The organism is Terasakiella pusilla DSM 6293, from assembly GCF_000688235.1.
GTDB classification, from domain to species: domain Bacteria; phylum Pseudomonadota; class Alphaproteobacteria; order Rhodospirillales; family Terasakiellaceae; genus Terasakiella; species Terasakiella pusilla.
In genome coordinates, this window is record NZ_JHYO01000001.1 from 222,304 (window position 1) to 245,670 (window position 23,367).

The window sequence follows — 23,367 nt, forward strand, 5'->3', positions numbered from 1 at the left end:
AGCCCCAATACGCCCCAAACATTATACTGGGATACGAGTAATAATCTCACCCGTAGATACAATCTCAAATTCCTCTAGGTCAGTCCCCTTAGGTTTGAGATCATATCTCGTCCCCTCTTCATCATGCCCAAAATATACCGCATTGCCATTCGAATACAAAGGCCCACCATAGGTTTTGTAGATCACAACTTTTTGACTTTCGACCACCCCAATCCATCTATCGGATGCTTGAAAGGCACCAATCACTCGTTCATTTCTCATTTAATACTCTCTCTACAAAATTAACTTCAATAAGGTTAATTATTGCACATACAATATTAAATTGCAAGTAAATATCATTTCCACTTTGTAACGTGTCTCGCGTAGCTCAAATTCTCATTTGGCAGTCTCGACACCTTGGGCTATCCTCTTCGCCTGAAAGCAAAAATTTAAAACTTGCCAAGCTTTCAGGCAAACGAGGAGATTACGTCCAAGGAATAGATAGAATGACCATGAAAATTTTGGGCGCTGCCCTGCTCGCAGCGACCTTAACGCTTGGTGTCACGCAAGACGCTGCGGCTCAACAAAAAAGCAATCCATTTAAAACCGGGGGCGATCTGGCCCATGCCTGCGCTTATTATCGGGCCGACCCTAGTGCTTTGACCCCGCTACAGCTCATTCAAAAGACATCTGCTTTCCAAAGAATATCTCGTTTAATAACAAGGGGCTGGCAAATATGTATCTGAATACGGCATACGAATACCCGGCACTGGCAGGTTTCCCGCTTAGGGATGCTGTATATAACGCCCTTAGCGTCAATTTCCCCTGCGAAAACTAGTCCCTAGGAAATTACTTCGCGCAACCCTTCCAAACTCCGAACCTTGACATCCGCATGCACCTCACTCGCTGTCGTCTGAGTGACATTCAACACCAGTCCCCCCGCCATCAAGAAGGGGCGGTTCTGGCTAAACTCTGTGCGGATCATATCCATAATTCGTTTAAGGTCGGGGATTTGGCGACTCAGGCAGACAGACAAGCCAACCATATCCGGCTTGTCTTGATCGATATGCCTTAAAATACTGTCAATCGACGCCCCAGCACGGAGGTTGCGCGTTTCAAATCCCCCAAGGTCAAGCCGGTCCTGAATCATCTTTAATCCCAGTTCGTGCTGATTGCCGGGTACACAGGACAGCAACACTTTGCGCTTATTGCGCGGCAAAGTCGGGGACAACACCTTCACTTGTGCGAGGATGGCTTGGGCACTGATCGTTGCCATCTGTTCCTGCAAAGTGCCGATTTTCCCCTGCTCCCACAAGTCCCCGATGTAATACATCGTCGGCTGGATCAGGCTTTGCGCCACATGTTCATAAGTGCTCCCGCCCTGCACTTTGGCAGACGTAAACATATCATAGGGAAAAACCTGTGTACCGGCAATAAGCGACCCCGCCAAGTTCTGGATATCCGTTGCCTCCAAGGCCACTTCAGGAAAAGACGTTATCGGCGAGAACTTGTCACTGAGATGATCCTGTGCGATATTTTTCAACCCATGAATTTCGTGAAACACATCTCCCGTCAAGGCTTCCAGAGAATGTGAAATCTGCTCAAAGATGGTTTCAATAATCTGTGACCAGATTTCAACCGATACCACTTCCTGTTCTAACGTGCGTCGCAGCCAACCAAGATAATCCAACAGGATTTGATGATCCCCACATTCAATTGCCGCTGAAATTGACTTGGTCAGGCGTCTCATCTCATCAAGTAAAAATTCTTTCTGAGCGCAATCCAATTCCAAGACGACTTTTTCATGGGCAGTGACATGTTGAGTCCAAGCGGAGTGAACAATCTCTTGGATAGGCAAAAATGTGTTCATAGGTCGCCCGTTTTAAAAAACGCATTAAATTATTCAACTGGTTTTATTCTCGGCCATATTTCAACCAAAGATATCACACCCCCTTCCCTAAAACCATAAATATATTATGGTTACGTTAAGTTACATGCGGATAACCTAAAATGATCCCTCTATTCTAGAAAAAGCACATTGCCCCGAACGTGTTTCAATATAAAAAATATCTTTGTGACGCTCTTTATTCTCGCTTCGCTCCCCTGTTGTGCCTGCCTCTTTTTTTTGAAAAATCACCTTCAAAATCATCTTTCCGCTTGACCCCACGGTCATTCCGGCTACCTTCGCCTGCATGCGCATATTCAGACATTTTGAAGACCTGCCGCCCGATGTCAAAGGGGGCGCGGTCGCGATCGGAAACTTTGACGGCGTGCACCTCGGGCACCGGGAGGTCATTGGCGAAGCAGGGCTTATCGCCAAGGCCCATAATTTGCCGTGGGTTGTCCTGACGTTCGAGCCACATCCGCGTATGGTCTTCAAGCCCGACCAGCAACCGTTTCGTATTACCCCCTTTCGCATCAAGGCCCGTCATATTGAAGAGATGGGTGTGGATGATCTGGTGGTGCTGCAATTCGACATGGATTTTGCCAGCCGCGAAGCGGAAGACTTTATTCAGGATGTGCTGATCGACGGCCTTGACGCGCGCCATGTGGTGTGTGGCTATGATTTCTATTTCGGGGCCAAACGCCGGGGTAACCCGGATATGCTGTTACATAAAGGCCGCGAGCTGGGCTTTGGCTTTACCTGCGTTAATCCGGTCAAGGATGACGGGGATCACGCCTATTCCTCCACGCGCGTGCGCGATTATCTTTATGCTGGACAGCCTGATCAGGCCCGCGCCGTCTTGGGCCGCCCGTTTGAGATTGAAGGCCGCGTGGTCAAAGGTGATCAACGCGGACGTGATCTGGGCTTCCCGACCTGCAATATCGAACTGCATGATTACCTGGAACCGGCCTATGGCGTCTATGCCATCCGTGCCGGTGTGGATGATGGCACCAACACGGTGTGGCATGACGGGGTCGCCAATTTTGGCAAACGTCCAACCTTTGACAAACGCGATGTGCTTTTAGAAACCCATCTCTTTGATTATGATGGTGATCTTTATGGCAAGCATCTACGCGTTGCGCTGATCGAGTTCATTCGGACTGAGAAAAAGTTTAATGGATTGGACGAAATTAAAGAACAGATCGCAAAAGATTGCATCCGTGCCCAAGACATACTAAAGAAGACCGAACCTTTTTAACCCTCTCCTGTAAAGAGAAGACCATGACTGTGGACTATAAATCGACTGTATTCCTGCCTAAAACCGACTTTCCAATGCGTGCCGGCCTTGCTCAGAAAGAGCCCGCGATTCTGGAAAAATGGGAAAAAATTGGTCTTTATGAGAAATTACGCGAAGATGCAAAATCGCGAGAACCGTTTATCCTGCACGATGGCCCCCCTTATGCAAACGGCCACCTGCACATCGGTCACGCGCTGAACAAGATCCTCAAGGATATCATCGTTCGCTCTCAACAGATGATGGGCAAAAATGCCAACTACGTTCCGGGTTGGGACTGCCACGGTCTGCCGATCGAATGGAAGATCGAAGAGAAATATCGCAAAAAGAAAAAAGACAAAGATCAGGTTCCGGTTCTGGAATTCCGTGAGGAATGTCGCCAGTTTGCCAAACAATGGATCGATATCCAGCGCGAAGAATTCAAACGTCTGGGCATCATCGGCAACTGGGAAGATCCGTACCTGACCATGACCAACAAAGCCGAAGCCACAATTGCCAAAGAATTGTGCCGCTTCCTGATGAACGGTGGCCTGTATAAAGGCGCAAAACCGGTCATGTGGTCTCCGGTGGAAAAAACCGCCCTCGCCGAAGCCGAGGTGGAATATTATGATCATGAGTCCACAACCATCCATGTGCGCTTTAAAGTCGAAAGCAGCAAACTGGATGTGTTGAGCGATGCAACCATCGTCATCTGGACCACGACTCCTTGGACGATGCCGGGCAACCGCGCGATCTCCTACGGTAATGATATCGATTATGCTGTCTACGAAGTGCTGGACGTGCATGACGGTTCCCTCGCGCGCGTGGGAGAGAAAATCTGTGTGGCGGAAGCCTTGGCGGCAGACACCATGGGCCAAGCCAAAGTTGCTGATTTCAAACAAGTCGCAACCCTTAAAGGCCGCGAGCTGGAAGGCACGATCTGTTCCCACCCCTGGCGTGGTCGTGGCTATGACTTTGATGTCCCGTGTATTGCAGGCGACCACGTCACCGTTGATGCAGGGACGGGCTTTGTCCATACCGCACCGGGCCACGGTCAGGAAGACTGGGAAGTCTGTAAAGAACATGGCATCGCTGTTCCCGACACGGTTGGGCCGGACGGCTGTTATTACGATCAAGTGCCGATCTTTGCCGGAGAGCACGTCTATAAAGTCGCACCGCACATTCTGGAACAATTGACCGAAGTCGGCGCTTTGCTCAGCTCTGGCAAGATCACGCACAGCTATCCGTGTTCTTGGCGCTCTAAAGCGAAACTGATCTTCCGCAACACGCCGCAGTGGTTCATCTCCATGGACACCAACGGTTTGCGCGACAAGGCTTTGAAAGCGATTGACGAAACCCGCTTTGTGCCCGACATGGGCCGCAACCGTCTGGGCGGCATGATCCAGGATCGTCCGGACTGGTGTGTGTCGCGTCAACGCGCATGGGGCGTGCCGATCACGGTCTTTGTCGATAAAAAGACAGGCGAGCCGTTGCGCGATCAAGCGGTCGTGGACCGTATCGTCGCTGCCTTTGAAGAAGAAGGCGCAGATGCGTGGTATTCCCGCGATCCGCAAGATTTTTTGGGCAACAGCTATAACGCGGAAGATTACGACCAAGTCACCGACATTCTGGATGTGTGGTTTGACTCCGGTGTGACCCACGCATTTGTTTTGGAAAACCGCGACGATCTGTCTTGGCCTGCATCCCTCTACCTTGAAGGGTCCGACCAACACCGCGGTTGGTTCCATTCCAGCTTGCTCGCCTCCTGTGGGACACGCGGTCGCGCGCCTTATGACGCCATCCTGACCCATGGGTTTGTGCTGGATGAAAAAGGCTTCAAAATGTCCAAATCTTTGGGCAACGTGACCTCACCGCAAGATGTAAACAACCAGTATGGCGCCGATATCCTGCGTTTGTGGGTGGTGTCTGCCGATACCTCCGACGATCTGCGCATCGGCCCGGAAATCATCAAGCAACAGTCTGACGTCTATCGTCGCCTGCGTAACACCATCCGTTACCTGCTGGGCAACCTTGATGGCTTTACGGAAGAAGAACGCCTGCCCGTTGAAGAAATGCCGGAACTGGAACAATGGGTCCTGCACCGCGTCTATCAGCTGGATAAACAACTGCGTACGGCCTGCAACAACTTTGTATTCCATAAAGCGTTTAACGAGCTGCACAACTTCTGTGCCGTTGAACTGTCCGCTTTCTACTTCGATGTGCGTAAAGATGCGGTTTACTGTGATGCGAAAGACAGCATCCGTCGCCGTGCGGCGCGCACTGTTCTGGATATCCTGTTCAACCACCTGACGGCATGGCTATCACCGTTCCTCGTCTTCACGATGGAAGAAGCCTGGACCGCGCGCTTTGGGGCAGATGCTGACAGCGTTCACCTGCGTCAGTTCCCGGATGTACCGGCCAACTGGCAAAATGATGAACTGGCGGCCAAATGGTCAAAAGTGCGCACACTGCGCCGTGTTGTCACCGGTGCGTTGGAGCTAAAACGCAAAGAAAAGGCCATCGGGTCTTCCCTGCAGGCGGCACCGGATGTGTACGCAAGTGCAGAGTATGTTGAAGCGATGAAAGGTCAGGATCTGGCTGAAATCTCCATCACCTCTGCGGCAAACCTGATTGAAGGCGATGTGCCGGAAGGCGCCTACACCATCGACGATATTGCAGGCATTGGCGTTGTCTTTAAAGAAGCCGAAGGCGGCAAGTGCGAGCGATGCTGGCAGATTGTCCCGGAAGTGAAAGAAGAAGGCGACATCTGCCACCGTTGTGCCGAGGCGATTGCATAACCCATGAGTGCGTTTTTTCAAAAAAAACCCGTGGTTGCCGGCCTTTTGGTCGCCTTGATTGCTTTTTTGCTGGACCAGTGGACAAAGTTTGAGATCGTCTACAACGTCATGGTGCGCCCCCATGTTATCGAGGTCACCTCCTTTTTTAATATTGTGATGGCCTGGAACCGGGGCGTTAGCTTCGGCATGTTTGGCTGGGATTCGCAAACCAAGGTCTATGTGCTGGCGGCGATGGCCTTTGCGGCTGCCATCGGCCTGGCGTATTGGATGCAACGTGAAAACCGTCTGCGCTTTGCCCTGCCCTGTGGCGCCATCATCGGTGGTGCCCTTGGCAATGGGTTGGATCGCCTGCATTGGGGCGCGGTTGCTGACTTTCTCGACTTCCATTATGCGGGCTATCACTGGCCTGCATTTAATGTCGCGGACATTGCAATTACAACCGGCGCTGCACTTTTGATTTTAGATAGCTTGTTTCATAAGACAGATTCATCTAAAAATGAAGATCGTGATTAATTACTCTAACCTCGGCGATGGATATGTCTGTAGCATCATATAAAAAATTTCTGGGATTGGCGATTGCCGCTGTGGCCTTAAGCGCCTGTAGCAATACCAAGGAAATGCTGGGTCTGGAAAAAACAGCCCCCGATGAGTTTGCCGTCTATTCGCGCGCGCCCCTGAGCCTGCCGCCGGATTATGCGTTGAAGCCGCCGCAGCCGGGGGCAGAACGTCCACAGGCAGAAAGCGAGACCAGCAAAGCCCAGCGCGCGCTGACAGGCCGAGGCGCTGAAACCCGCACAGATTCTTACGCGGGCTATCAACAAATGACACCGGGCCTAAAATCCCTGCTGGAAAATACCGGCGCAGTCAATGCTGACCCTGCCATCCGTAAAACCATCGATCGCGAAACAAGTGCCTTCATCGAAGAATCGACAACCTTCGCTGAAGACATCATGTTCTGGAAAGATAAAGAACCGTTCGGCACCAAAGTCGATGCCGCAGCCGAAGCCAAACGCATCCGCGAGGCACAAGCTTTGGGTGAAGCGGTTGATGGAAGTGGCACTGTCGTCATTGAACGTAAAGACACTGCTATTCTTGAAGGTATCTTCAACTAAGATCAGAACTGTTTCAAATCAAAGGGCAAGTTACAAACTTGCCCTTGTTTGGACACGAATATAAGTTACATCCTGATAATCTATCTCGATTTCAAAGAGGATGTATCGTGCGTCTTGTATTGTTCCTACTCGGTTTTGCTGTGCTGTCGCTGCGTGCAGAAGCCGCCGTTTTCAATCCACAAAGTTTTACCCTTAAAAACGGGATGCAGGTTGTCCTGATCCCCAACACCCGTGTTCCTGTGGTCAAACATATGGTTTGGTATCGCGTCGGTTCTGCCGATGAGCCTGCGGGGAAGTCAGGGATCGCCCATTTCTTTGAACATTTGATGTTTAAAGGGACAAAGAACCTCGCTCCCGGTGAATTTTCCAAAATCGTTGCGAAAAACGGCGGGCAAGAAAACGCCTTTACCTCCTATGACTACACAGCCTATTTCCAGACCGTCGCCAAGGATCGTTTGGCCTTGGTCATGAAGATGGAAGCCGACCGTATGACCAACCTCACCCTGACAAGTGAAGTGATCGAACCGGAACGTCAGGTCATTCTGGAAGAACGCCGCCAGCGCACGGACAACAGCCCCGGCGCGCAGTTGCAAGAACAGATCGGCACCGTCCAATATATGAACCACCCCTATCGCATCCCCGTGATCGGCTGGGCCCATGAAATTAAAAACCTGTCCCTTGAAGACCTCAATCATTTCTACAAAAAATGGTATGCGCCCAATAATGCTGTCCTCGTTGTAGAAGGCGATATCACGCTGGAAGAACTACGCCCGCTGGCCGAAAAATACTATGGCGCCATCCCCAAGGGCGGTGATTACACCCGTCTGCGCCCGTCAGAGCCCCCGGCCCATGCGGATCGCCGTGTCATTAAACGTGATGCCCGCGTGCGTCAGGACAATCTGCAACGCAGCTATCTTGCCCCCAGCTATCGCACAGCCGCTGCGGGCGACAACAGCCCCTATGCGTTACAGGTCTTGGAAAATATCATCGGGGGCGGGGCAACAAGCCGTCTCTATCGCAGTCTCGTGATTGACCAGAAGCTTGCCGATTCTGCGGGCTTCTATTATTCCCCCAACAAATATGACCAAGCCACCGCCACCTTTTGGGTGACGGCACAAAACGGTATCGCCATCGAACAGGTCGAAAAAGCCCTACAGGCAGAAATCGACGAGCTGCTGGAAAAAGGCGTGACGCAGGATGAAGTGATGCGCGCGCAAAAAACACTGGTCAATGAAGCCGTCTTTGCCCGTGACAATCTCGGCACCGCCTCACAGGTGCTGGGCAGTGCACTTGCGATTGATCTTAGCGTCGATCAAGTGGAAAGCTGGCCTGAGGCCATCCAACAGGTCACCCGCGACGATGTCAACAAAGCCCTGCGGGCTGTCTTTAAAGACCAATATTCCGTAACTGCCCTTCTGCTGCGCAAGGAAGATGCCTCATGAGATATCTATTCCTCTTTCTCTTTACCTTTATCAGCCTTCCGGCTTACGCCCTTGCGCCCGTGCAGGAAGTCACCTCCAACAAAGGGATCAAAGCGTGGCTGATCGAAGATCACACCAACCCCATCGTTGCGTTGCGCTTTTCCTTTAAAGGCGGCGCTGCCCTTGACCCCACTGGCAAAGAAGGTCTCGCCCGTCTCGCCTCTGCCACCATGGATGAAGGGGCAGGGGAATGGAGCTCCCAAGCCTTCCAAAGCCGCTTGGATGATCTGTCCACTACCTTGCGCTTTGAAGCAGGCATGGACAGCTTTTCCGGTCGCGTCCTGACCTTGCGCGATAATTTGGATGCCAGCGCCGATATGTTGCGCGCTGCCCTGTTAAGCCCGCGCTTTGATGCTGAACCCGTGGAACGGATCCGCAGCCAGATCCTTGCTGACCTGCGCCAACGCGAAGAAGCCCCCAATACCCTTGCCGCCCTGAGCCTTTATAAGTCGGTCTTTGGCGACCACCCCTACGCCCGTGGCTCCAGAGGAACACTGGACGGGGTCAAAAACATCACCCGTGACGACTTGGTGCGTTTTACCAAGGACCGTCTGGGCAAAGATAATCTGATGGTTGGTGTCTCCGGCGATATTACACCAGATGAACTTAAGGACCTGCTGGATCGTATCTTTAGTGACCTGCCAGAGACGGCGGCGGCCAATGACCTCCCCAATGTGATCCCAACTTTTGACACTGCCGTACAGGTCATCGATAAAGCCATCCCCCAAAGCAGCATTCTGCTGGCCCAAAGCGGCATTGATCGCCATGACCCCGACTTCTACGCCACTTACGTGCTGAACTATATTCTAGGGGGCGGCAGCTTTGCCTCACGCCTTTATGAAGAAGTGCGTGAAAAACGTGGGCTGGTCTATTCCGTCTACAGCTACCTGATGGATTATGACAAAGCACACCTCTGGCTCATTGGCGCAGGCACACAAAACGCCCGCGTACAGGAAACACTGGACGTGATCGCCACGGAATGGGCGAAAGCCAAAAAAGAAGGAGTCACCCGCGAGGAGGTGGAGAATGCGAAAACCTACCTCACAGGTTCGTTCGCGCTGCGTTTCAATTCCAGCGATACCATTGCGGCGATCTTGCTGAACATGCAACAGGATGATCTACCCATCGACTTTTTGGAAACACGCAACCAACAGGTCGAAGCCGTCAGTTTTGAAGACGTCAACCGCGTGGCGCAAAAGCTGTTGACCCCGGACAAACTGGTCCGTGTGGTCGTCGGTCAACCCGAAGGCCTGAAGTAAACAATAAAAAAGCGTCCAAGGTAAAAACCAAGGACGCTTTTTTTTAGCTTTAACGTGAAAACCGATTAGCCGATTTGGCCCAGATCCGGTTTCACCGCTGCCATACGCAGGCGCAGGGCGTTCAATTTAATGAAGCCTTCCGCATCGCGTTGATCGTAAACTTCGTCTTCCTCAAAAGTCACATGCTCTTCAGAATAAAGAGAGAAATCGGACTTACGACCGACAACGATCACGTTACCTTTGTAGAGTTTCAGACGAACCACACCAGAAACGTTATCTTGCGTGGAATCGATCAGAGCCTGCAGCGCCGCACGTTCCGGTGACCACCAGAAGCCGTTGTAGATCAACTCTGCATAACGCGGCATCAATTCGTCTTTCAGGTGACCAGCGTTGCGGTCCAATGTGATGGATTCCATCGCACGGTGCGCTGTCAACATGATGGTACCGCCCGGTGTTTCGTAAACGCCGCGGGACTTCATGCCCACGAAGCGGTTTTCCACAAGATCCAAACGACCAATGCCGTTTTTACCCGCAACTTCGTTCAAGGCTGTCAGCATCGCTGCCGGAGACAGTTTTTCACCGTTCAGTTTAATCGGATCGCCTTTTTCATATTCGATCTCGATGTATGTCGGGACGTCCGGTGCATTTTCCGGGGAAACTGTGCGCAGGAACATGCTTTCGTCATACTCCATCCACGGATCTTCCAGCGCCTTACCTTCGTAAGAAATGTGCAGCAGGTTAGCGTCCATAGAGTAAGGCGCTTCCCCATGCTTGTCTTTCGGCACCGGAATTTGATGGTGTTGTGCATATTCGATCAGTTTCGTGCGGGAGTTCAAATCCCACTCACGCCACGGCGCGATCACTTTGATGTCCGGTTGCAGGCCATAGTAGCCCAACTCAAAACGGACCTGATCGTTGCCTTTACCTGTTGCCCCGTGGGAAACAGCATCAGCGCCGACTTCGCGGGCGATCTCGATCTGGCGTTTGGCGATCAACGGACGGGCGATAGACGTACCCAGCAAGTAAACCCCTTCGTAAACCGCGTTCGCACGGAACATCGGGAACACAAAGTCACGGACAAATTCTTCGCGCAGGTCATCAATATAGATTTGTTTGATACCCAGCATTTCAGCTTTTTTACGTGCGGGTTCAACTTCTTCCCCCTGACCGAGGTCAGCTGTGAAAGTCACCACTTCGCAGTTGTAGGTATCTTGCAGCCATTTCAGGATGATGGACGTATCCAGACCACCGGAATAGGCCAATACTACTTTTTTGATATCGCTCATGTTAAAATCGCCTTCAAATCAGGTCATGTCAATTGCGCGAGAAAATAAGACACAAAGCGAATAAGAGCAAGGATTCATCATCAGACGAGCATGAAAATCCTGTTTTTCAACGCCGACAGGAGATAGTCCGTTTGGAACATGCGTTCCGGTTTGCCTTTCGTGGCCTGTTCTGATAGCGTCGGGCAAAATTTTACCTTGCCTTAATTGGAGCCAAAAAAATGAAAATCGGTATTGTCGGCTGTGCAGGCCGGATGGGACGTATGTTGGTGCAGGCCGTTGTCGCCACAGAAGGGGCAGTGCTTGCGGGCGGGACCGAAATGCCAAGTTCTCCGTTCATCGGGCAAGACCCGGCTGTGGTTGCGGGGGAAGTGCCAAGCGGAGCCAAGATCATCACCGATGCGGACGAACTGTTTGCCATCTCTGACGTGGTCATCGACTTTACAATTCCCGCGGCAACGATTGAACATGCAAAACTGGCGGCAAAACATGGCACAAACCTTGTGATCGGCACCACGGGCCTGAGCGCAGATGATCAGGCGATCATTGCCGAAGCTGCGAAATCCACCACCATCATCCAAGCCCCGAACATGAGCTTGGGCGTCAACCTTGCCTTCGCCATCACTGAAAAAGTCGCCTCCATGCTGAATGATGACTGGGATATCGAGATTGTGGAAATGCACCACAAACATAAAATCGATGCCCCGTCCGGCACCGCCCTTGGTCTGGGTCGCGCAGCCGCTGCAGGGCGCAAGGTTGATCTGGATGCGGTCGCTGACAAAGTACGCGATGGCTTTACCGGGGAACGTAAAAAAGGCGATATCGGCTTTGCGACTTTGCGCGGCGGCGATGTAGTCGGCGACCATACAGTCATTTTCGCCATTGAAGGTGAACGTTTTGAAATTACGCACAAAGCTTCCAGCCGCGTGATCTTTGCACGCGGTGCCGTCACCGGTGCCATGTGGACCAAAGGCGCGGATAAAGGCCTGTTTGACATGCAGGACGTTTTGGGACTGAAAGAGTAAAAGCCCATGAAAAAGGCTGATCGTATTGAATTTTTCCGTCGTCTGGAAGAGGATAACCCCGAACCCAAAGGCGAGCTGAATTACACCAACCCGTATACCTTGCTCGTGGCTGTTGCTCTGTCTGCGCAAGCCACCGATGTTGGCGTCAACAAAGCAACGGAAGCCCTGTTTAAAGTGATCTCCACCCCGCAGGAAATGCTGGATTTGGGGGAAGCGGGCTTAAAGGAATATATCAAGACGATCGGCCTTTATAACTCCAAAGCCAAGAACGTCATCAAGGCAGCGCAAATGCTGGTGGACAATCATGACGGTATTGTCCCCAACGATCAAGCTGCCCTTGAAAAGCTACCCGGTGTCGGGCGCAAAACGGCCAATGTCGTGCGTTCTATGGCGTGGGGTGTGCCGACCATTGCGGTGGATACCCATGTGTTTCGAGTTGCCAACCGCACCGGCATGGCGTTGGGGAAAACCGTGTTGGAAGTGGAATTAAAACTGCTGAAAGCGATCCCGAAAGAATATCTCTTTCACGCCCACCACTGGCTGATCCTGCACGGCCGCTATATTTGCAAAGCCCGTAAACCCGATTGTGCCCAATGCAAGGTTTACGACCTCTGCAACTATAAAGCCAAAACCGTTTAAAGCGCCTGTTTCGTCGGGCGAATAACGATTTCGTTGACGTCCACATCATCTGGCTGTTCCACCGCATAGACAACAGCGCGCGCAATTGCGTCTGCATCGATGGCATCTTCATACAGCTTGTCCACACCCTTGGCGACTTTCTCGTTGCTGATGGACTGAGTCAGCTCCGATGTCACTGCACCGGGGGAAATGATGGTGGTGCGCAACTGACCGCGCGATTCCTGGCGCAATCCTTCCGAGATCGCGCGCACGGCAAATTTCGTCGCGCTATACACACCGGAAGACGGTGTGACCACATGACCTGCCACAGAGGCAATATTGATGATATGACCGGATTGTTGCGCGTTCATGGTATCCATCACAGCCGCAATGCCATGCAAAACACCGCGAATATTGACGTCAATCATCTGGTTCCATTCATCCAGCTTCTTTTCGGAGAAAAAGGACAGGGGCATGACACCGGCGTTATTGACCAGCACATCAATGCGCCCGAATTCGTCCAGTGCCAGTTTGGCAAGTTGGTCAACCTGACGCGCATCCGTGACATCACACGCCATGATACGCACATTCTCGCCCAAATCTTTTTGAATGACCTGCAATTTATCCAGGCGACGCGCGCCCAAAACCAACTTCGCGCCTTTGGCCGCCAGTTTACGGGCCATGGCTTCACCCAGACCGCTGCTTGCCCCTGTGATGATGATTGTTTTTTCTGAAAGTCCAGACATATCCTACCTTTGATTTTTTTATGGAATAAAACCCTATGTAAGCAGACCGAATGATTTGTGCAATCCTGATGATTTTTACGCCAGTCTCTGATAGGCTAAGCGCTTGGAACACTGCTGGGACATCTGATCATGAACAACGAAGAACATCTGATCCACGAAATCAAACGCGAACTCGATTGGGCGGTTGAGGAAGTCAAACGCACAGAAGCCAAGGTTATGCAGCTGGAAATCGACTTCAACAAGAAATTGGAAAATGCCGATAAAAACGAAGTCGTGCGCCTGATGGATGAGAAAGAAGCCCTTCAGGAAAAAACCGGCCTGAACGAAGCGTATAATCTTCAACGCCGCGCCGCCAAACGGTTTTACATGATCAGCCATGTCTATGATATCGCCAGCACCCACAAATCATCAGACACAATCCGTGAAGAACTCAGCAAGTTTCTCTATCGCGCCATTGACGGTGTTGCGGAAAATGCCGACCAACGCGACAAGCTGCTGGAAATGGCAGAAGCCCTCATGACTTATTTCAACGATGGTTATTCCGACGAGGCCGACGAAGCCATCCGTGAAGCATGGCAGAATATTGAAGAAACCCTGCGCGGTTTAGGGCGCCAATAAACAATACAGGCAGAGCACAAAAAAAAGCCGGTCCAAAGACCGGCTTAAAAGTTTGTTAGAAGCTATCACTAGCTCCTAGGCGCTCTGATTCGGGCAAAGCCCGAAAAAGGTATCGATTGTCCACATATCAACTCAGAATTAATACACTTCAAATCGATAAGATCGGCGGAATAGATGTCTATTATAATAAGCTAATCTCGCTAAAATGCTATACTTTTTTGATACGTAAGAACACTTAGGGGTGTCTGCGTGATCCCCCAATACTCGGAATTGTTCCAAAAACTCTCTCGTGATCAAAAAAGCTTTTCAACTTATTAGATTTTATCGACTGTGTTGCTTTTTCAAAGCTGGGTAACCTGCCTTGAACTTGGCCAGATCCGCTTGACTGCCAAAAGACACAACAACCACTTTGCCCCCCAGATCTTCAGCGATGCCATCCAGCTTTACATTCCAGCCGGAAGCACAGTTTCGCTCCAAAAAGTCTTCGAGTACATTTAAAGGCACAGGCGTTTTAAAACGCAAGGCAGGACGTCCGTCGCTCATGCGCGTTTCTCCATATTGTTAGGTCATTTCCCGTCACAATATGTCTGATTTTTTTATTCCGTAAAGACGATATGCATGCCTTTAATGCGCTCGACCGGGGTGCGCATAGCGTCAGGGTTGTTTGCCTCCCCGATTATAATCATCCAACGCGACGCCAGCGCATCCAGACGGGCGGCGGCGCGATGTAAATCGGCATAACTTTTCTCGAAATTATCTTTTTTCATCTTCTCGATGATCGGCTGTAACTGACGGCCCAGCGCGGTATACTCTTTCGCCATCTGGTCAAGTTCTTGCTTAAAGCCCAAAAAGATATCTTTGATCCGTGATTTAGCGACCGGCCCCGTATCCTCCGCCGCTAGTTTGCGCAAGGTCGCCTCAAATGCAGGCTGGGCTTTGCGGATTTTCAATGCCTTGACCTTGATGCGTTCGATTAAAGTCAACGCCACACCATATTTAAACAGGCGCGCCATCACCTCGCTGGTGGGGATTTCGAGGACTTTTGCAGCCAAAATAAACTGGTCTTTCGGCGGTGTCTCGTCACGCAATTTATCAATTGAGGCCTGATCGCTCAGCCCATGTTCCTTGCGCAATAACTCGTCAATCAACAGCTTTGCCACATAGCGCTGCATCTGCCCAAACAGGCGGTTACGCTCTGCCATACGTTCTTTGACATTATATTGCTCAACGAGACGCAAAGCAGCCTGTTCCAGAAAATGGCCGTTATCGCCATTTTTTTCCAGCGGGCGTTGAACGAAGGCGAGATACTGCCCGGAAGATAAACCGTTCAGGCCCGGCACAAGTTGAGGCAGCCGCGTCGGATTGACCAGACGGTCCTGCTCGTTGCGCTCTTTATCCACCCACTGGTTATCCGTGGCCTTTAAACGCTGCAGGGCACCCACGTCCAGCACAATTTCGCCATCCCCCCGGCGGGTCAGGACCAATTGCGACAGGAGCTTTTTTGTCTCGTCAGAGATTTTACTCTCTGCTTCTGCCATCTCCAGCGTCTGCCCAACCGCGGCACGGATGGTATGAAAAATATCGGCGTTCGTATCCCCAGCCATGTAGCTAGCAATCCTTCTCTCAGCCCAATGAAAAGCTGCTTATATTTTTAGTTGTTCCATCAGGCCGTTATATAAGAAACTGCCCGCCAACAAAAGCATAAAGCCATCAAAACAATAAAATCTTTCGTATATAAGACTAATATTATACAGTTTATCTGGTTTTACAGAGAGGTATGCAGATGAAACGTCAAGTTATTCGGCTAATTGGTTTTTTTATAGTTTTAATACTTAACACCCCCGCACCCGCAGCAGAACTACAAGTTACAGACCTTGTGCACGGCACGGGACCGACGGCCCTCAAGGGGGCCTCTGTCGTGGTTCATTATACAGGGACCCTTGCCAACGGCAAAAAATTTGATTCTTCGTATGATCGCAATCAACCCTTTGAATTTCAGCTTGGCGCCAGACAGGTTATCCCCGGCTGGGAACAAGGCGTCGTCGGGATGCAGGTCGGCGGCAAACGCAAGCTGGTCATTCCCCCCGAATTGGGATATGGCGCCCGTGGGGCAGGCAATGTCATTCCCCCTAACGCCATCCTGCACTTCGATATAGAGTTGTTGGAAGTCAAAGAACCTCCTTTTAAAAATATCGGAAATGCGCAGCTAAAAGAACTCCGCCAGCAAGGGGTCAAACTCATTGATATTCGCACCCCTGAAGAATGGAAGGAAACCGGCGTTATTGAAGGCAGCCTTCTGCTACCCTTTAAAATGTCCAATGGGCGTTTTAACAGTGGTTTTGTTGAAGACATGGCCCGACTCGTTGAAAAAAATGAGCCTTTTATCCTGATTTGTCGCACGGGGAACCGCAGTCAAGCAGCGGCACAAGGCTTGAGCCACAATCTAGGCTACAGCAGCGTTTATAACGTCACAGACGGCATAACGCACTGGAAAGCCGAAAAAAATACCACTATAAAACCGGACCTGAATAATCTTAAAAACACATGCTCTAAGTGTTAAATTATATTATTTACACAAGAAAATAAGATTATTATTGATTTGCGATCTCTAATATGCCACAAGGAGGGTGTAAAACCTTCTGCACCTTTGTGCGCCTATTGGAGAATTCAGACATGTTTGAAAACATGGAACCAACACAAATCTTATTATGGGGTGGTGGCTTATTGGGCCTGGCTTTCGGGCTTTTAGGACAATCCAGCCGTTTCTGTTTTCGTCAAGCCGTTGCAGAAGGCTTTGAAGGTAAGCGTGCCGGTCAACTACGTGCATGGCTGATTGCGACACTGGTCGCCATCGCCGCCACACAAGCCGTCGTCTATCTGTTTGAGCTTGATCTCGCCGAAAGTGCCTATTGGGTTAAAAGCCTGCCTCTCGTCGCCCTCATTTTGGGCGGCCTAATGTTTGGAGTCGGCATGATGATCGCACGGGGTTGTGCCGGGCGTCAGGTTGTTTTGGCCGCCACAGGGAACCTGCGTTCCCTCATCGTGATCATTACCATTGCACTAAGTGGCTATATGACCATGCGCGGTCTATTAGCCCCTGTGCGCCAATCGTTGGAGGGACTGGTGCAACTGCCGTTCACCCATCCTGATGTGATGCACAGCAGCGTGGCCCTGTTTGGTCTGGAAGCGGAAACCGTTCAGACAGCCGTCATCGCAATCGCCGCCCTTCTTGCCCTGATCCTGATCTCACGCAGCTTTGTTTTGCGCGACAAAATTTACCTGAGCCTATCCGCGTTGGTCATCGGTGGCCTGATTGCGGGCGGCTGGTACGTCACCGGTGTCATTGGCTTTGATGAATTTGAACCCACACGCCTCGAATCCCTGACATTTGTGGCACCGGGCGGCAACGCCATGCAGTTCCTGATGATTTATACCGGGACAACGGCCAACTTCGGCATCATGCTCATTGGCGGGGTGATTGCGGGATCCTTCCTGTCGGCCCTTGTGCGCCGCGAGCTAAAACTGCAAAGCTTCAGCGAACCAAAAGAGATGCTGCGCTATCTGGCCGGCGGCGTGCTCATGGGCTCCGGTGCGGTTATGGCAATCGGCTGTTCCATCGGGCAAGGCCTGTCCGGGATCAGCACACTGTCCTTTGCCTCCATCATCAGTGTCAGCGCCATTGTTGCAGGGGCCAAAATCGGTCATTGGATCATGCACCGTGAAACCCAACGTCAAACAAAGTTAGCCGCAGCCGAATAATTTTTATTATCTCTGTTGTCCCGGATTTAAATTTATTGCAAATTTAGGCATACTGCTTTGCAGCAATTGAAATTTAGGAGAATGGGCGATGGAAGATTCCTTCGACGAAACATTGAAGATGGTGATGGATTTTATCGCCCTTTATGGCCTGCAGGTCGTAGGGGCGATTTTCATTCTGATCATCGGTTTCTGGTTTGCCGGGTTTGCCAAAGGTAAAATTGAAAAAGGCCTTTTGAAAACCGGTAAAGCAGACGAAATGCTGGCGGGCTTCTTAGCGACCGTCATTAAATATATTATTGTCGCCGTCACCGTTCTGGCGGTCCTCAATAAATTCGGCGTTGAAACAACCTCGCTGATCGCGGTGATGGGTGCAGCAGGTCTTGCCATTGGTCTGGCTTTGCAAGGCACACTCAGCAACGTTGCGGCGGGCGTCATGCTGTTGTTCCTGCGTCCGTTTAAAGTCGGTCATTTTGTTGAAGTCGGCGGCCACGGCGGGACGATCAAAAGCGTTTCCCTGTTCACAACCGAAATGGCGACACCGGACAACGTTAAGATCATCATGCCCAACTCCCAAGTCTGGGGAAGCGCCATCAAAAACTTTAGCGCCAACGACACCCGTCGTGTCGATCTGTTAATGGGTATTTCCTACGAAGACGATATCGATCAGGCAATGGCGATCATTGAAAGCATTGCCAAAGCCGATGCCCGTATCAAACAAGACCCGGCCCCTGTATTGGCTGTTGGGGAACTTGCGGACAGCTCGGTCAACCTGATCGTGCGCGTTTGGGTCAATGCACCGGACTTCTGGGGCGTTAAATGGGACATGACCAAAAAGGTCAAACAAACCTTTGATGAAAAAGGTATTTCCATCCCGTTCCCGCAGCGTGTGGTTCACCACATCAACGCCAAAACGGATTAAGAACTCAGCTTACAAAAAATCCCCCTTGGATATCGTACCAAGGGGGATTTTTTTTATGCACTCATCCAGCTACACTTAGGTCTGCACCCGCTTGAGGAAATCTTTCACGGTATTGCGCAACAATTCCCCTTGGCTGGAAAGATCATTGGCCGCCCCATCCATATTGCTGGAGGCCGCTTCGGAACGATCCGCCATGTCCTGTAAATTTCTGATCTCATGAGACACATTCTGGGTTTCTGTCGCCGCCTGTTCCACATTGCGGGCAATATCGCTGGTGGTCGCGCTTTGCTGATCCATCGCCGCCGCAATAGAAGCCGCAATCGCATTTACTTCCTCAATCGCATCCGACACGCCGTCAATGGCTTCAACGGACGCAACCGTGGCAGATTGTACCACCTCGATCTGCTTGGAGATTTCTTCGGTTGCATGGGCTGTCTGGTTGGCAAGCGCTTTCACCTCGCCAGCAACAACAGCAAACCCTTTCCCCGCAGCACCTGCACGCGCGGCCTCAATGGTTGCGTTTAGCGCCAACATATTGGTCTGGTGGGCAATGTCATTAATCATGGTGACAAGTTCCGTAATCTTGGACACATTGCTCTCCAAAATACTCATTTTGTTCGACGTATCATTAGCCTTTGTCACCGCTGATGAAGCAGACTCGCTTGCATGGGTCACTTGCGAAGAAATCTCCACAAAGGATGAGGAAAGCTCTTCTGCCGCACTGGCGACCATTTCAACATTGGTTGAAGTGACATCAGCCGATTCAGAAACGGAGGCTGATTGCTGTTTGGTGTTATGCGCAATGCCCTTCATCTCCGTCGCGGTCACCTTCATGGCCTGATCGGCACTGTCCAAACCTTCAAAGACCGTGACCATCGCTTCTTGAAAATCGATGATATCCTGTTCACGTTTGGCCTGCTGCTGGATCTTGGCTTCCTGTTCGCGCTGTTGCTGCTGATGCAGGTTTTCTGCCGCCGACAGAGCCTCGCGCATGTTGGAAAAACTTTCTTCCAGATCGGACAATTCAATGATCTTGGTCTGGCTCTTTTCGCGTTCGCTAAAGTCGTTATTCTGAATACGTTTCGCATCATCTGCCAAGGTGCTGATCCGTAACGAGAGTTTCTGACTAAAGTAAAAGACAGCCGGGATAATCACCGCCACACTCGCCAGAATAATCAGAATGATGTTGCGTTGCATCTGCGCATAACTCTCTGTAAAGTCGGAGATAGGCGCACTGATCGCGATTTGAAACCCTGGTCCGTCCTGCTTCAGGTCACGGATTTCGGTATAAAAGTCCCCTTTGGTGGCTTCGTTGGCAAAGACAGCTTGCACCGCATCCGACTTGATTTCACGCACATCACTTAAAAACTCAACACCTTTAATACGATCTGGCAAAGCAACCACGCGGTTTTTACGGTCATACATAAAAACAACGCTGTTATCAGATAGTTTCTGACCCGTCATATAAGCACTTAGTTCAGAAAGGGTCATATCAATCCCAACCACACCGGAGCCATCTGCCAAAGCATGCGACGCCGTGATTCCCGGTTGTTGTAGGGAGTTAAAGACATAGACATCCGACAAGGCGGCGTCTTTGCGCGACGTTGCTGCCCCATACCACGGACGTTGGCGCGGATCATAAGACGGGGCAGGTTCTTGCTGCGTGCCAACCACGTTATGGTCATCGTCAAGGAAGCTCCAGCTTTGCTGACGCGCCCCTGATCCGTCCGTATAAATTGTGCGTACAATCCAAAAAGTCTGAGAAGGGGCGTTATGTTTCTTATGAACACTCTCATTCCCGCGCGTGGCAATGATCTGGTAGAAACTGCCGTCTTCCTTCCCGATATAAATCGAATAGAGCGACGGATGCGCCTCCAGCGTTTTAAAAATCTGGTGACGGACTTCTGCGTTCAGGCCTGCATCTGTCGGTGTCGCAATGGTCGAATTCTGCGCCAAAATGCCAGACACTTTAATCGGCGTATCCAAGAGGCTGGTGACCTGTGCATCGACACTCGCCGAGGTACTTGTAAACAGTTTTTCCGCCACATCCTCCGCCGCACGTTTCGCCATAAACGATTGCGCGATCAGGATCGTAACCGCAAGAAATGAAATAATAAGAAAACTGGTAAGGATCAAACCTGTTTTAAAATGAAAACGCATGTCGGCAGACTTTCGTTTAAGACGAGATTAAAAAACGACCGCACCCCCTTTTGCGGGGATTTTCTCTTTAAATTATCACGCGCACCGTAACAAAACTGCCGCAAACTGCCTATCAAATAACGCTCAGAAATAGAAAAGCTGATGCGTTTTATCTTTTTGATAAATTTATGTTTATTCTAATAAAACCATAAAGTTCTACATCCATTGCTCACAAATAAAAGCGAGCCCCGATTAAAAACCGAAGCTCGCTTTAAAATGTCGCAATCGCGTTGACTTACTCGTCCAGACCAACCAATGCATTGGCAAAGGCGCGCGCTTCAAAGGGACGCAAGTCTTCTGCCGCTTCCCCCACGCCGATGGCATGGACGGGTTTGCCAAATCTTTCTGCAAGGCTGACGGTCACACCGCCTTTTGCCGTCCCATCCAGTTTGGTGACGATCAGGCCAGTGACATTGACGATTTTGTCAAAAGTTTCCACCTGACTGTGGGCGTTTTGCCCGACCGTTGAATCAAGGACCAACACCGTGTCATGGGGCGCGGTTTCATCCACTTTTTTGATCACGCGCACGACTTTTTCCAGCTCATCCATCAAATGCGCTTTGTTTTGCAAACGTCCCGCCGTGTCGATCAACAAGACGTCCACCCCTTGGGCTTTGGCTGTGCTGACCGCATCAAAAGCAAGAGCTGCCGCATCGGCACCGGTTTCTTTCGCAATCACCGGGACGTTTGTGCGCTCCCCCCAGACTTTCAGCTGTTCCACCGCTGCCGCCCGGAAGGTATCGCCTGCAGCCAACATGACTTTCAAGCCCTGATCGGAATAGATTTTGGACAGTTTGCCAATGGTCGTGGTTTTACCCGACCCATTGACCCCACAGACCAAGACAACATGGGGTTTACGCCCCGTTGCAACATCCAAGGGCTTGGTGACCGGTTCCAGGATCGGGGTAATTTCATCTGCCAGTGCGGCTTTCAGTTCTTCCGTGCTGATATCCTTGCCAAAGCGGGATTTCGCGATGCCCTGAACGATCTTGGCCGCTGTTGCCACACCCATATCAGACGTAATCAACAGGTCTTCCAGTTCTTCCAGCGCTTCGTCATCCAGTTTGCGTTTGGTGAACAAATCGCCAATACCGCTTGTCAGTTTACTGGACGATTTGCTCAGGCCCGCTTTTAGGCGCGCCAACCAGCCCTTTTTTTCCGTCATATCAGATTACTTCCCCAATGAGACTACCGTCTTGTAGTTTCAGCACTTTTGCGCTGACGATTTGGCCTGCTTCCACATCACTTGTCAATTGAACCGGACAATAATGTTCGCAGTGCCCTGCGTTATTTTTTTCCACCAGAACCGAGACTGTCTTGCCGATACGCGACTCTAAAAACGCGTCCAGCGCCGCTTCCCCCAAGGCACGGATTTTCGCCGCACGGGCTTTGCGCACCTTGGTCTGGACCTGTGGCATACGGGCCGCAGGCGTGCCTTCACGCGGGCTAAAAGGAAAGACATGGGCAAAGGTAATATTGCAACGATCCAGGGTGTCCAGCGTGGTCTGGAACATCTCGTCATCTTCCGTCGGGAAGCCTGCGATAATATCGGCCCCAAAGACAGCATCAGGTCGTCTAATACGTATCTTGTCGCATAAGGCCACCGCATCCGATACCGTATGACGGCGCTTCATACGTTTGAGGATCATGTCTTCACCCGCTTGTAAGCTCAGGTGGAAGTGGGGCATCAAGCGCGGCTCGTTCGCAATGACCTCCAACAACTCCGCATCCACCGCTGCCGGATCAAGGGAACTGAGGCGCAAGCGCGGCAGTTCCGGCACGTTGGAGAGCACACGGCGCACCATCTGCCCGAAGCTGGGTTTCCCCGGCAGGTCCGGCCCGTAAGAGGTCACATCCACACCGGTCAGGACGACTTCCCGATAGCCACGTTCAACCAAGTTCTTCACCCGATCCACGATCTCCCCAATGGGGACGGATCGGTTGGGACCGCGCCCAAACGGGATGATACAAAAGGTGCAGCGATGATCGCAGCCTTGCTGAACTTCGATAAAGGCACGGGTATGTCCATCAAACCCATCGATCAAATGGTTGGCGGTTTCGCGCACATCCATGATGTCCGTGACTTCGATCAGTTCTGTGCGTTCCGGCAGGAAGCTATCAACTTCCAGCTTTTCCTTATTGCCGATCACCCGGTCGACTTCTTCCATCTCCGCAAAAGCTTGCGGGTCGATCTGGGCTGCACAGCCTGTCACGATGATCTTGGCATTGGGATCGGATTTGCGCATTTTGCGGATGGTCTGGCGGGCTTGACGCACCGCTTCCCCCGTCACCGCACAGGTGTTGATGATAATGGCATTTTCCAGTCCGGCTTCACGGGCATTTTTGCGCATGACCTCGGATTCATAGGTGTTTAGCCGACATCCGAGTGTGACAACCTTGGCCTCACTCATTT

At 51.2% G+C, this 23,367-nt stretch carries 23 protein-coding genes; 13 read left to right on the forward strand and 10 right to left on the reverse strand.

Features of this window, described 5'->3' with window-relative positions:
• Positions 1 to 21: 21 nt before the first annotated feature.
• Positions 22 to 261 (reverse strand): hypothetical protein, encoded by a 240-nt coding sequence (locus tag Q397_RS0101175; protein WP_028877857.1) that lies wholly within the window; start codon positions 259 to 261, stop codon positions 22 to 24.
• A gap of 224 nt (positions 262 to 485) precedes the next feature.
• On the opposite strand from Q397_RS0101175, the gene Q397_RS0101180 reads away from it, so the two are divergent.
• Positions 486 to 725, forward strand: coding sequence for a hypothetical protein (locus Q397_RS0101180; RefSeq protein ID WP_028877858.1), 240 nt, complete (start codon positions 486 to 488; stop codon positions 723 to 725).
• Between the two features lie 95 nt (positions 726 to 820).
• Here Q397_RS0101180 and Q397_RS0101185 read toward each other — a convergent pair whose 3' ends face one another.
• Positions 821 to 1,849, reverse strand: a complete 1,029-nt coding sequence (locus tag Q397_RS0101185; RefSeq protein ID WP_028877859.1) for a cobalamin B12-binding domain-containing protein — start codon at positions 1,847 to 1,849, stop codon at positions 821 to 823.
• Between the two features lie 135 nt (positions 1,850 to 1,984).
• Positions 1,985 to 2,173, reverse strand: a complete 189-nt coding sequence (locus tag Q397_RS0101190) for a hypothetical protein (RefSeq protein ID WP_156950603.1) — start codon at positions 2,171 to 2,173, stop codon at positions 1,985 to 1,987.
• Here Q397_RS0101190 and Q397_RS0101195 point away from each other — a divergent pair.
• The 6 genes from Q397_RS0101195 to Q397_RS0101220 all read left to right on the forward strand — a co-directional run bounded on the left by Q397_RS0101195 (position 2,172) and on the right by Q397_RS0101220 (position 9,787).
• A complete protein-coding gene (locus Q397_RS0101195) occupies positions 2,172 to 3,122 on the forward strand; it encodes a bifunctional riboflavin kinase/FAD synthetase (RefSeq protein ID WP_028877861.1) in 951 nt (316 codons plus the stop codon). The genes Q397_RS0101190 and Q397_RS0101195 overlap by 2 nt on opposite strands.
• Positions 3,123 to 3,145: 23 nt before the next feature.
• On the forward strand, positions 3,146 to 5,935 hold the full coding sequence (gene ileS, locus Q397_RS0101200; RefSeq protein ID WP_028877862.1) for an isoleucine--tRNA ligase: 2,790 nt from the start codon (positions 3,146 to 3,148) through the stop codon (positions 5,933 to 5,935).
• A gap of 3 nt (positions 5,936 to 5,938) precedes the next feature.
• Positions 5,939 to 6,448 (forward strand): signal peptidase II, encoded by a 510-nt coding sequence (lspA, locus tag Q397_RS0101205; RefSeq protein WP_051609586.1) that lies wholly within the window; start codon positions 5,939 to 5,941, stop codon positions 6,446 to 6,448.
• A 23-nt stretch (positions 6,449 to 6,471) separates the two neighbouring features.
• Positions 6,472 to 7,047 (forward strand): DUF3035 domain-containing protein, encoded by a 576-nt coding sequence (locus tag Q397_RS0101210; RefSeq protein WP_240475003.1) that lies wholly within the window; start codon positions 6,472 to 6,474, stop codon positions 7,045 to 7,047.
• Between the two features lie 107 nt (positions 7,048 to 7,154).
• Positions 7,155 to 8,489: a M16 family metallopeptidase gene (locus tag Q397_RS20475; RefSeq protein ID WP_051609587.1), complete on the forward strand. Its 1,335-nt coding sequence runs from the start codon at positions 7,155 to 7,157 to the stop codon at positions 8,487 to 8,489.
• A complete protein-coding gene (locus tag Q397_RS0101220; RefSeq protein WP_028877865.1) occupies positions 8,486 to 9,787 on the forward strand; it encodes a M16 family metallopeptidase in 1,302 nt (433 codons plus the stop codon). Before Q397_RS20475 ends, Q397_RS0101220 begins: the two co-directional genes overlap by 4 nt.
• Before the next feature lie 65 nt (positions 9,788 to 9,852).
• Here the strand turns inward: Q397_RS0101220 and Q397_RS0101225 are convergent, their stop codons facing one another.
• Positions 9,853 to 11,073 (reverse strand): argininosuccinate synthase, encoded by a 1,221-nt coding sequence (locus Q397_RS0101225; RefSeq protein ID WP_028877866.1) that lies wholly within the window; start codon positions 11,071 to 11,073, stop codon positions 9,853 to 9,855.
• Between the two features lie 218 nt (positions 11,074 to 11,291).
• Between Q397_RS0101225 and dapB the strand changes: the two genes are divergently transcribed.
• A complete protein-coding gene (dapB, locus tag Q397_RS0101230; protein ID WP_028877867.1) occupies positions 11,292 to 12,095 on the forward strand; it encodes a 4-hydroxy-tetrahydrodipicolinate reductase in 804 nt (267 codons plus the stop codon).
• 6 nt (positions 12,096 to 12,101) lie between these two features.
• Positions 12,102 to 12,734, forward strand: a complete 633-nt coding sequence (gene nth / locus Q397_RS0101235) for an endonuclease III (RefSeq protein ID WP_028877868.1) — start codon at positions 12,102 to 12,104, stop codon at positions 12,732 to 12,734.
• Here nth and Q397_RS0101240 read toward each other — a convergent pair.
• Positions 12,731 to 13,459: an SDR family oxidoreductase gene (locus Q397_RS0101240; protein ID WP_028877869.1), complete on the reverse strand. Its 729-nt coding sequence runs from the start codon at positions 13,457 to 13,459 to the stop codon at positions 12,731 to 12,733. The two genes, nth and Q397_RS0101240, sit on opposite strands and share 4 nt — an antisense overlap.
• Before the next feature lie 129 nt (positions 13,460 to 13,588).
• Here Q397_RS0101240 and Q397_RS0101245 point away from each other — a divergent pair, with 129 nt between their 5' ends.
• The gene (locus tag Q397_RS0101245; RefSeq protein ID WP_028877870.1) at positions 13,589 to 14,077 is read left to right on the forward strand and encodes a hypothetical protein; all 489 of its coding nucleotides are present in this window, start codon (positions 13,589 to 13,591) and stop codon (positions 14,075 to 14,077) included.
• Between the two features lie 321 nt (positions 14,078 to 14,398).
• Here the strand turns inward: Q397_RS0101245 and Q397_RS0101250 are convergent, their stop codons facing one another.
• On the reverse strand, positions 14,399 to 14,620 hold the full coding sequence (locus Q397_RS0101250; protein ID WP_028877871.1) for a hypothetical protein: 222 nt from the start codon (positions 14,618 to 14,620) through the stop codon (positions 14,399 to 14,401).
• 53 nt (positions 14,621 to 14,673) lie between these two features.
• Positions 14,674 to 15,681, reverse strand: coding sequence for a hypothetical protein (locus Q397_RS0101255; protein WP_028877872.1), 1,008 nt, complete (start codon positions 15,679 to 15,681; stop codon positions 14,674 to 14,676).
• A gap of 179 nt (positions 15,682 to 15,860) precedes the next feature.
• Between Q397_RS0101255 and Q397_RS20480 the strand changes: the two genes are divergently transcribed.
• The 3 genes from Q397_RS20480 to Q397_RS0101270 all read left to right on the forward strand — a co-directional run bounded on the left by Q397_RS20480 (position 15,861) and on the right by Q397_RS0101270 (position 18,755).
• Entirely contained in the window at positions 15,861 to 16,637 is a 777-nt protein-coding gene (locus tag Q397_RS20480; RefSeq protein WP_038012425.1) for an FKBP-type peptidyl-prolyl cis-trans isomerase, read from the forward strand.
• 113 nt (positions 16,638 to 16,750) lie between these two features.
• Positions 16,751 to 17,836, forward strand: coding sequence for a YeeE/YedE family protein (locus tag Q397_RS20485; RefSeq protein ID WP_051609588.1), 1,086 nt, complete (start codon positions 16,751 to 16,753; stop codon positions 17,834 to 17,836).
• An 88-nt stretch (positions 17,837 to 17,924) separates the two neighbouring features.
• Positions 17,925 to 18,755, forward strand: coding sequence for a mechanosensitive ion channel family protein (locus tag Q397_RS0101270; protein ID WP_028877873.1), 831 nt, complete (start codon positions 17,925 to 17,927; stop codon positions 18,753 to 18,755).
• Positions 18,756 to 18,830: 75 nt separating this feature from the next.
• Here the strand turns inward: Q397_RS0101270 and Q397_RS23730 are convergent, their stop codons facing one another.
• From Q397_RS23730 to mtaB, 3 genes are all read right to left on the reverse strand, one after another.
• Complete coding sequence (locus Q397_RS23730) at positions 18,831 to 20,915, reverse strand: methyl-accepting chemotaxis protein (RefSeq protein ID WP_051609589.1); 2,085 nt, start codon at positions 20,913 to 20,915, stop codon at positions 18,831 to 18,833.
• 274 nt (positions 20,916 to 21,189) lie between these two features.
• Positions 21,190 to 22,119, reverse strand: a complete 930-nt coding sequence (gene ftsY, locus Q397_RS0101280) for a signal recognition particle-docking protein FtsY (protein ID WP_028877874.1) — start codon at positions 22,117 to 22,119, stop codon at positions 21,190 to 21,192.
• Between the two features lies 1 nt (position 22,120).
• A complete protein-coding gene (gene mtaB / locus Q397_RS0101285) occupies positions 22,121 to 23,365 on the reverse strand; it encodes a tRNA (N(6)-L-threonylcarbamoyladenosine(37)-C(2))-methylthiotransferase MtaB (protein WP_028877875.1) in 1,245 nt (414 codons plus the stop codon).
• Positions 23,366 to 23,367 lie beyond the last annotated feature (2 nt).

Coding starts and splice junctions, on each gene's coding strand:
- Q397_RS0101175 (WP_028877857.1), bottom strand. CDS start 261: ATGAGAAATGAACGAGTGATTGGTGCCTTTCAAGCATCCGATAGATGG.
- Q397_RS0101180 (WP_028877858.1), top strand. CDS start 486: ATGACCATGAAAATTTTGGGCGCTGCCCTGCTCGCAGCGACCTTAACG.
- Q397_RS0101185 (WP_028877859.1), bottom strand. CDS start 1,849: ATGAACACATTTTTGCCTATCCAAGAGATTGTTCACTCCGCTTGGACT.
- Q397_RS0101195 (WP_028877861.1), top strand. CDS start 2,172: ATGCGCATATTCAGACATTTTGAAGACCTGCCGCCCGATGTCAAAGGG.
- Q397_RS0101190 (WP_156950603.1), bottom strand. CDS start 2,173: ATGCAGGCGAAGGTAGCCGGAATGACCGTGGGGTCAAGCGGAAAGATG.
- ileS (WP_028877862.1), top strand. CDS start 3,146: ATGACTGTGGACTATAAATCGACTGTATTCCTGCCTAAAACCGACTTT.
- lspA (WP_051609586.1), top strand. CDS start 5,939: ATGAGTGCGTTTTTTCAAAAAAAACCCGTGGTTGCCGGCCTTTTGGTC.
- Q397_RS0101210 (WP_240475003.1), top strand. CDS start 6,472: ATGTCTGTAGCATCATATAAAAAATTTCTGGGATTGGCGATTGCCGCT.
- Q397_RS0101220 (WP_028877865.1), top strand. CDS start 8,486: ATGAGATATCTATTCCTCTTTCTCTTTACCTTTATCAGCCTTCCGGCT.
- Q397_RS0101225 (WP_028877866.1), bottom strand. CDS start 11,073: ATGAGCGATATCAAAAAAGTAGTATTGGCCTATTCCGGTGGTCTGGAT.
- dapB (WP_028877867.1), top strand. CDS start 11,292: ATGAAAATCGGTATTGTCGGCTGTGCAGGCCGGATGGGACGTATGTTG.
- nth (WP_028877868.1), top strand. CDS start 12,102: ATGAAAAAGGCTGATCGTATTGAATTTTTCCGTCGTCTGGAAGAGGAT.
- Q397_RS0101240 (WP_028877869.1), bottom strand. CDS start 13,459: ATGTCTGGACTTTCAGAAAAAACAATCATCATCACAGGGGCAAGCAGC.
- Q397_RS0101245 (WP_028877870.1), top strand. CDS start 13,589: ATGAACAACGAAGAACATCTGATCCACGAAATCAAACGCGAACTCGAT.
- Q397_RS0101250 (WP_028877871.1), bottom strand. CDS start 14,620: ATGAGCGACGGACGTCCTGCCTTGCGTTTTAAAACGCCTGTGCCTTTA.
- Q397_RS0101255 (WP_028877872.1), bottom strand. CDS start 15,681: ATGGCTGGGGATACGAACGCCGATATTTTTCATACCATCCGTGCCGCG.
- Q397_RS20480 (WP_038012425.1), top strand. CDS start 15,861: ATGAAACGTCAAGTTATTCGGCTAATTGGTTTTTTTATAGTTTTAATA.
- Q397_RS20485 (WP_051609588.1), top strand. CDS start 16,751: ATGTTTGAAAACATGGAACCAACACAAATCTTATTATGGGGTGGTGGC.
- Q397_RS0101270 (WP_028877873.1), top strand. CDS start 17,925: ATGGAAGATTCCTTCGACGAAACATTGAAGATGGTGATGGATTTTATC.
- Q397_RS23730 (WP_051609589.1), bottom strand. CDS start 20,915: ATGCGTTTTCATTTTAAAACAGGTTTGATCCTTACCAGTTTTCTTATT.
- ftsY (WP_028877874.1), bottom strand. CDS start 22,119: ATGACGGAAAAAAAGGGCTGGTTGGCGCGCCTAAAAGCGGGCCTGAGC.
- mtaB (WP_028877875.1), bottom strand. CDS start 23,365: ATGAGTGAGGCCAAGGTTGTCACACTCGGATGTCGGCTAAACACCTAT.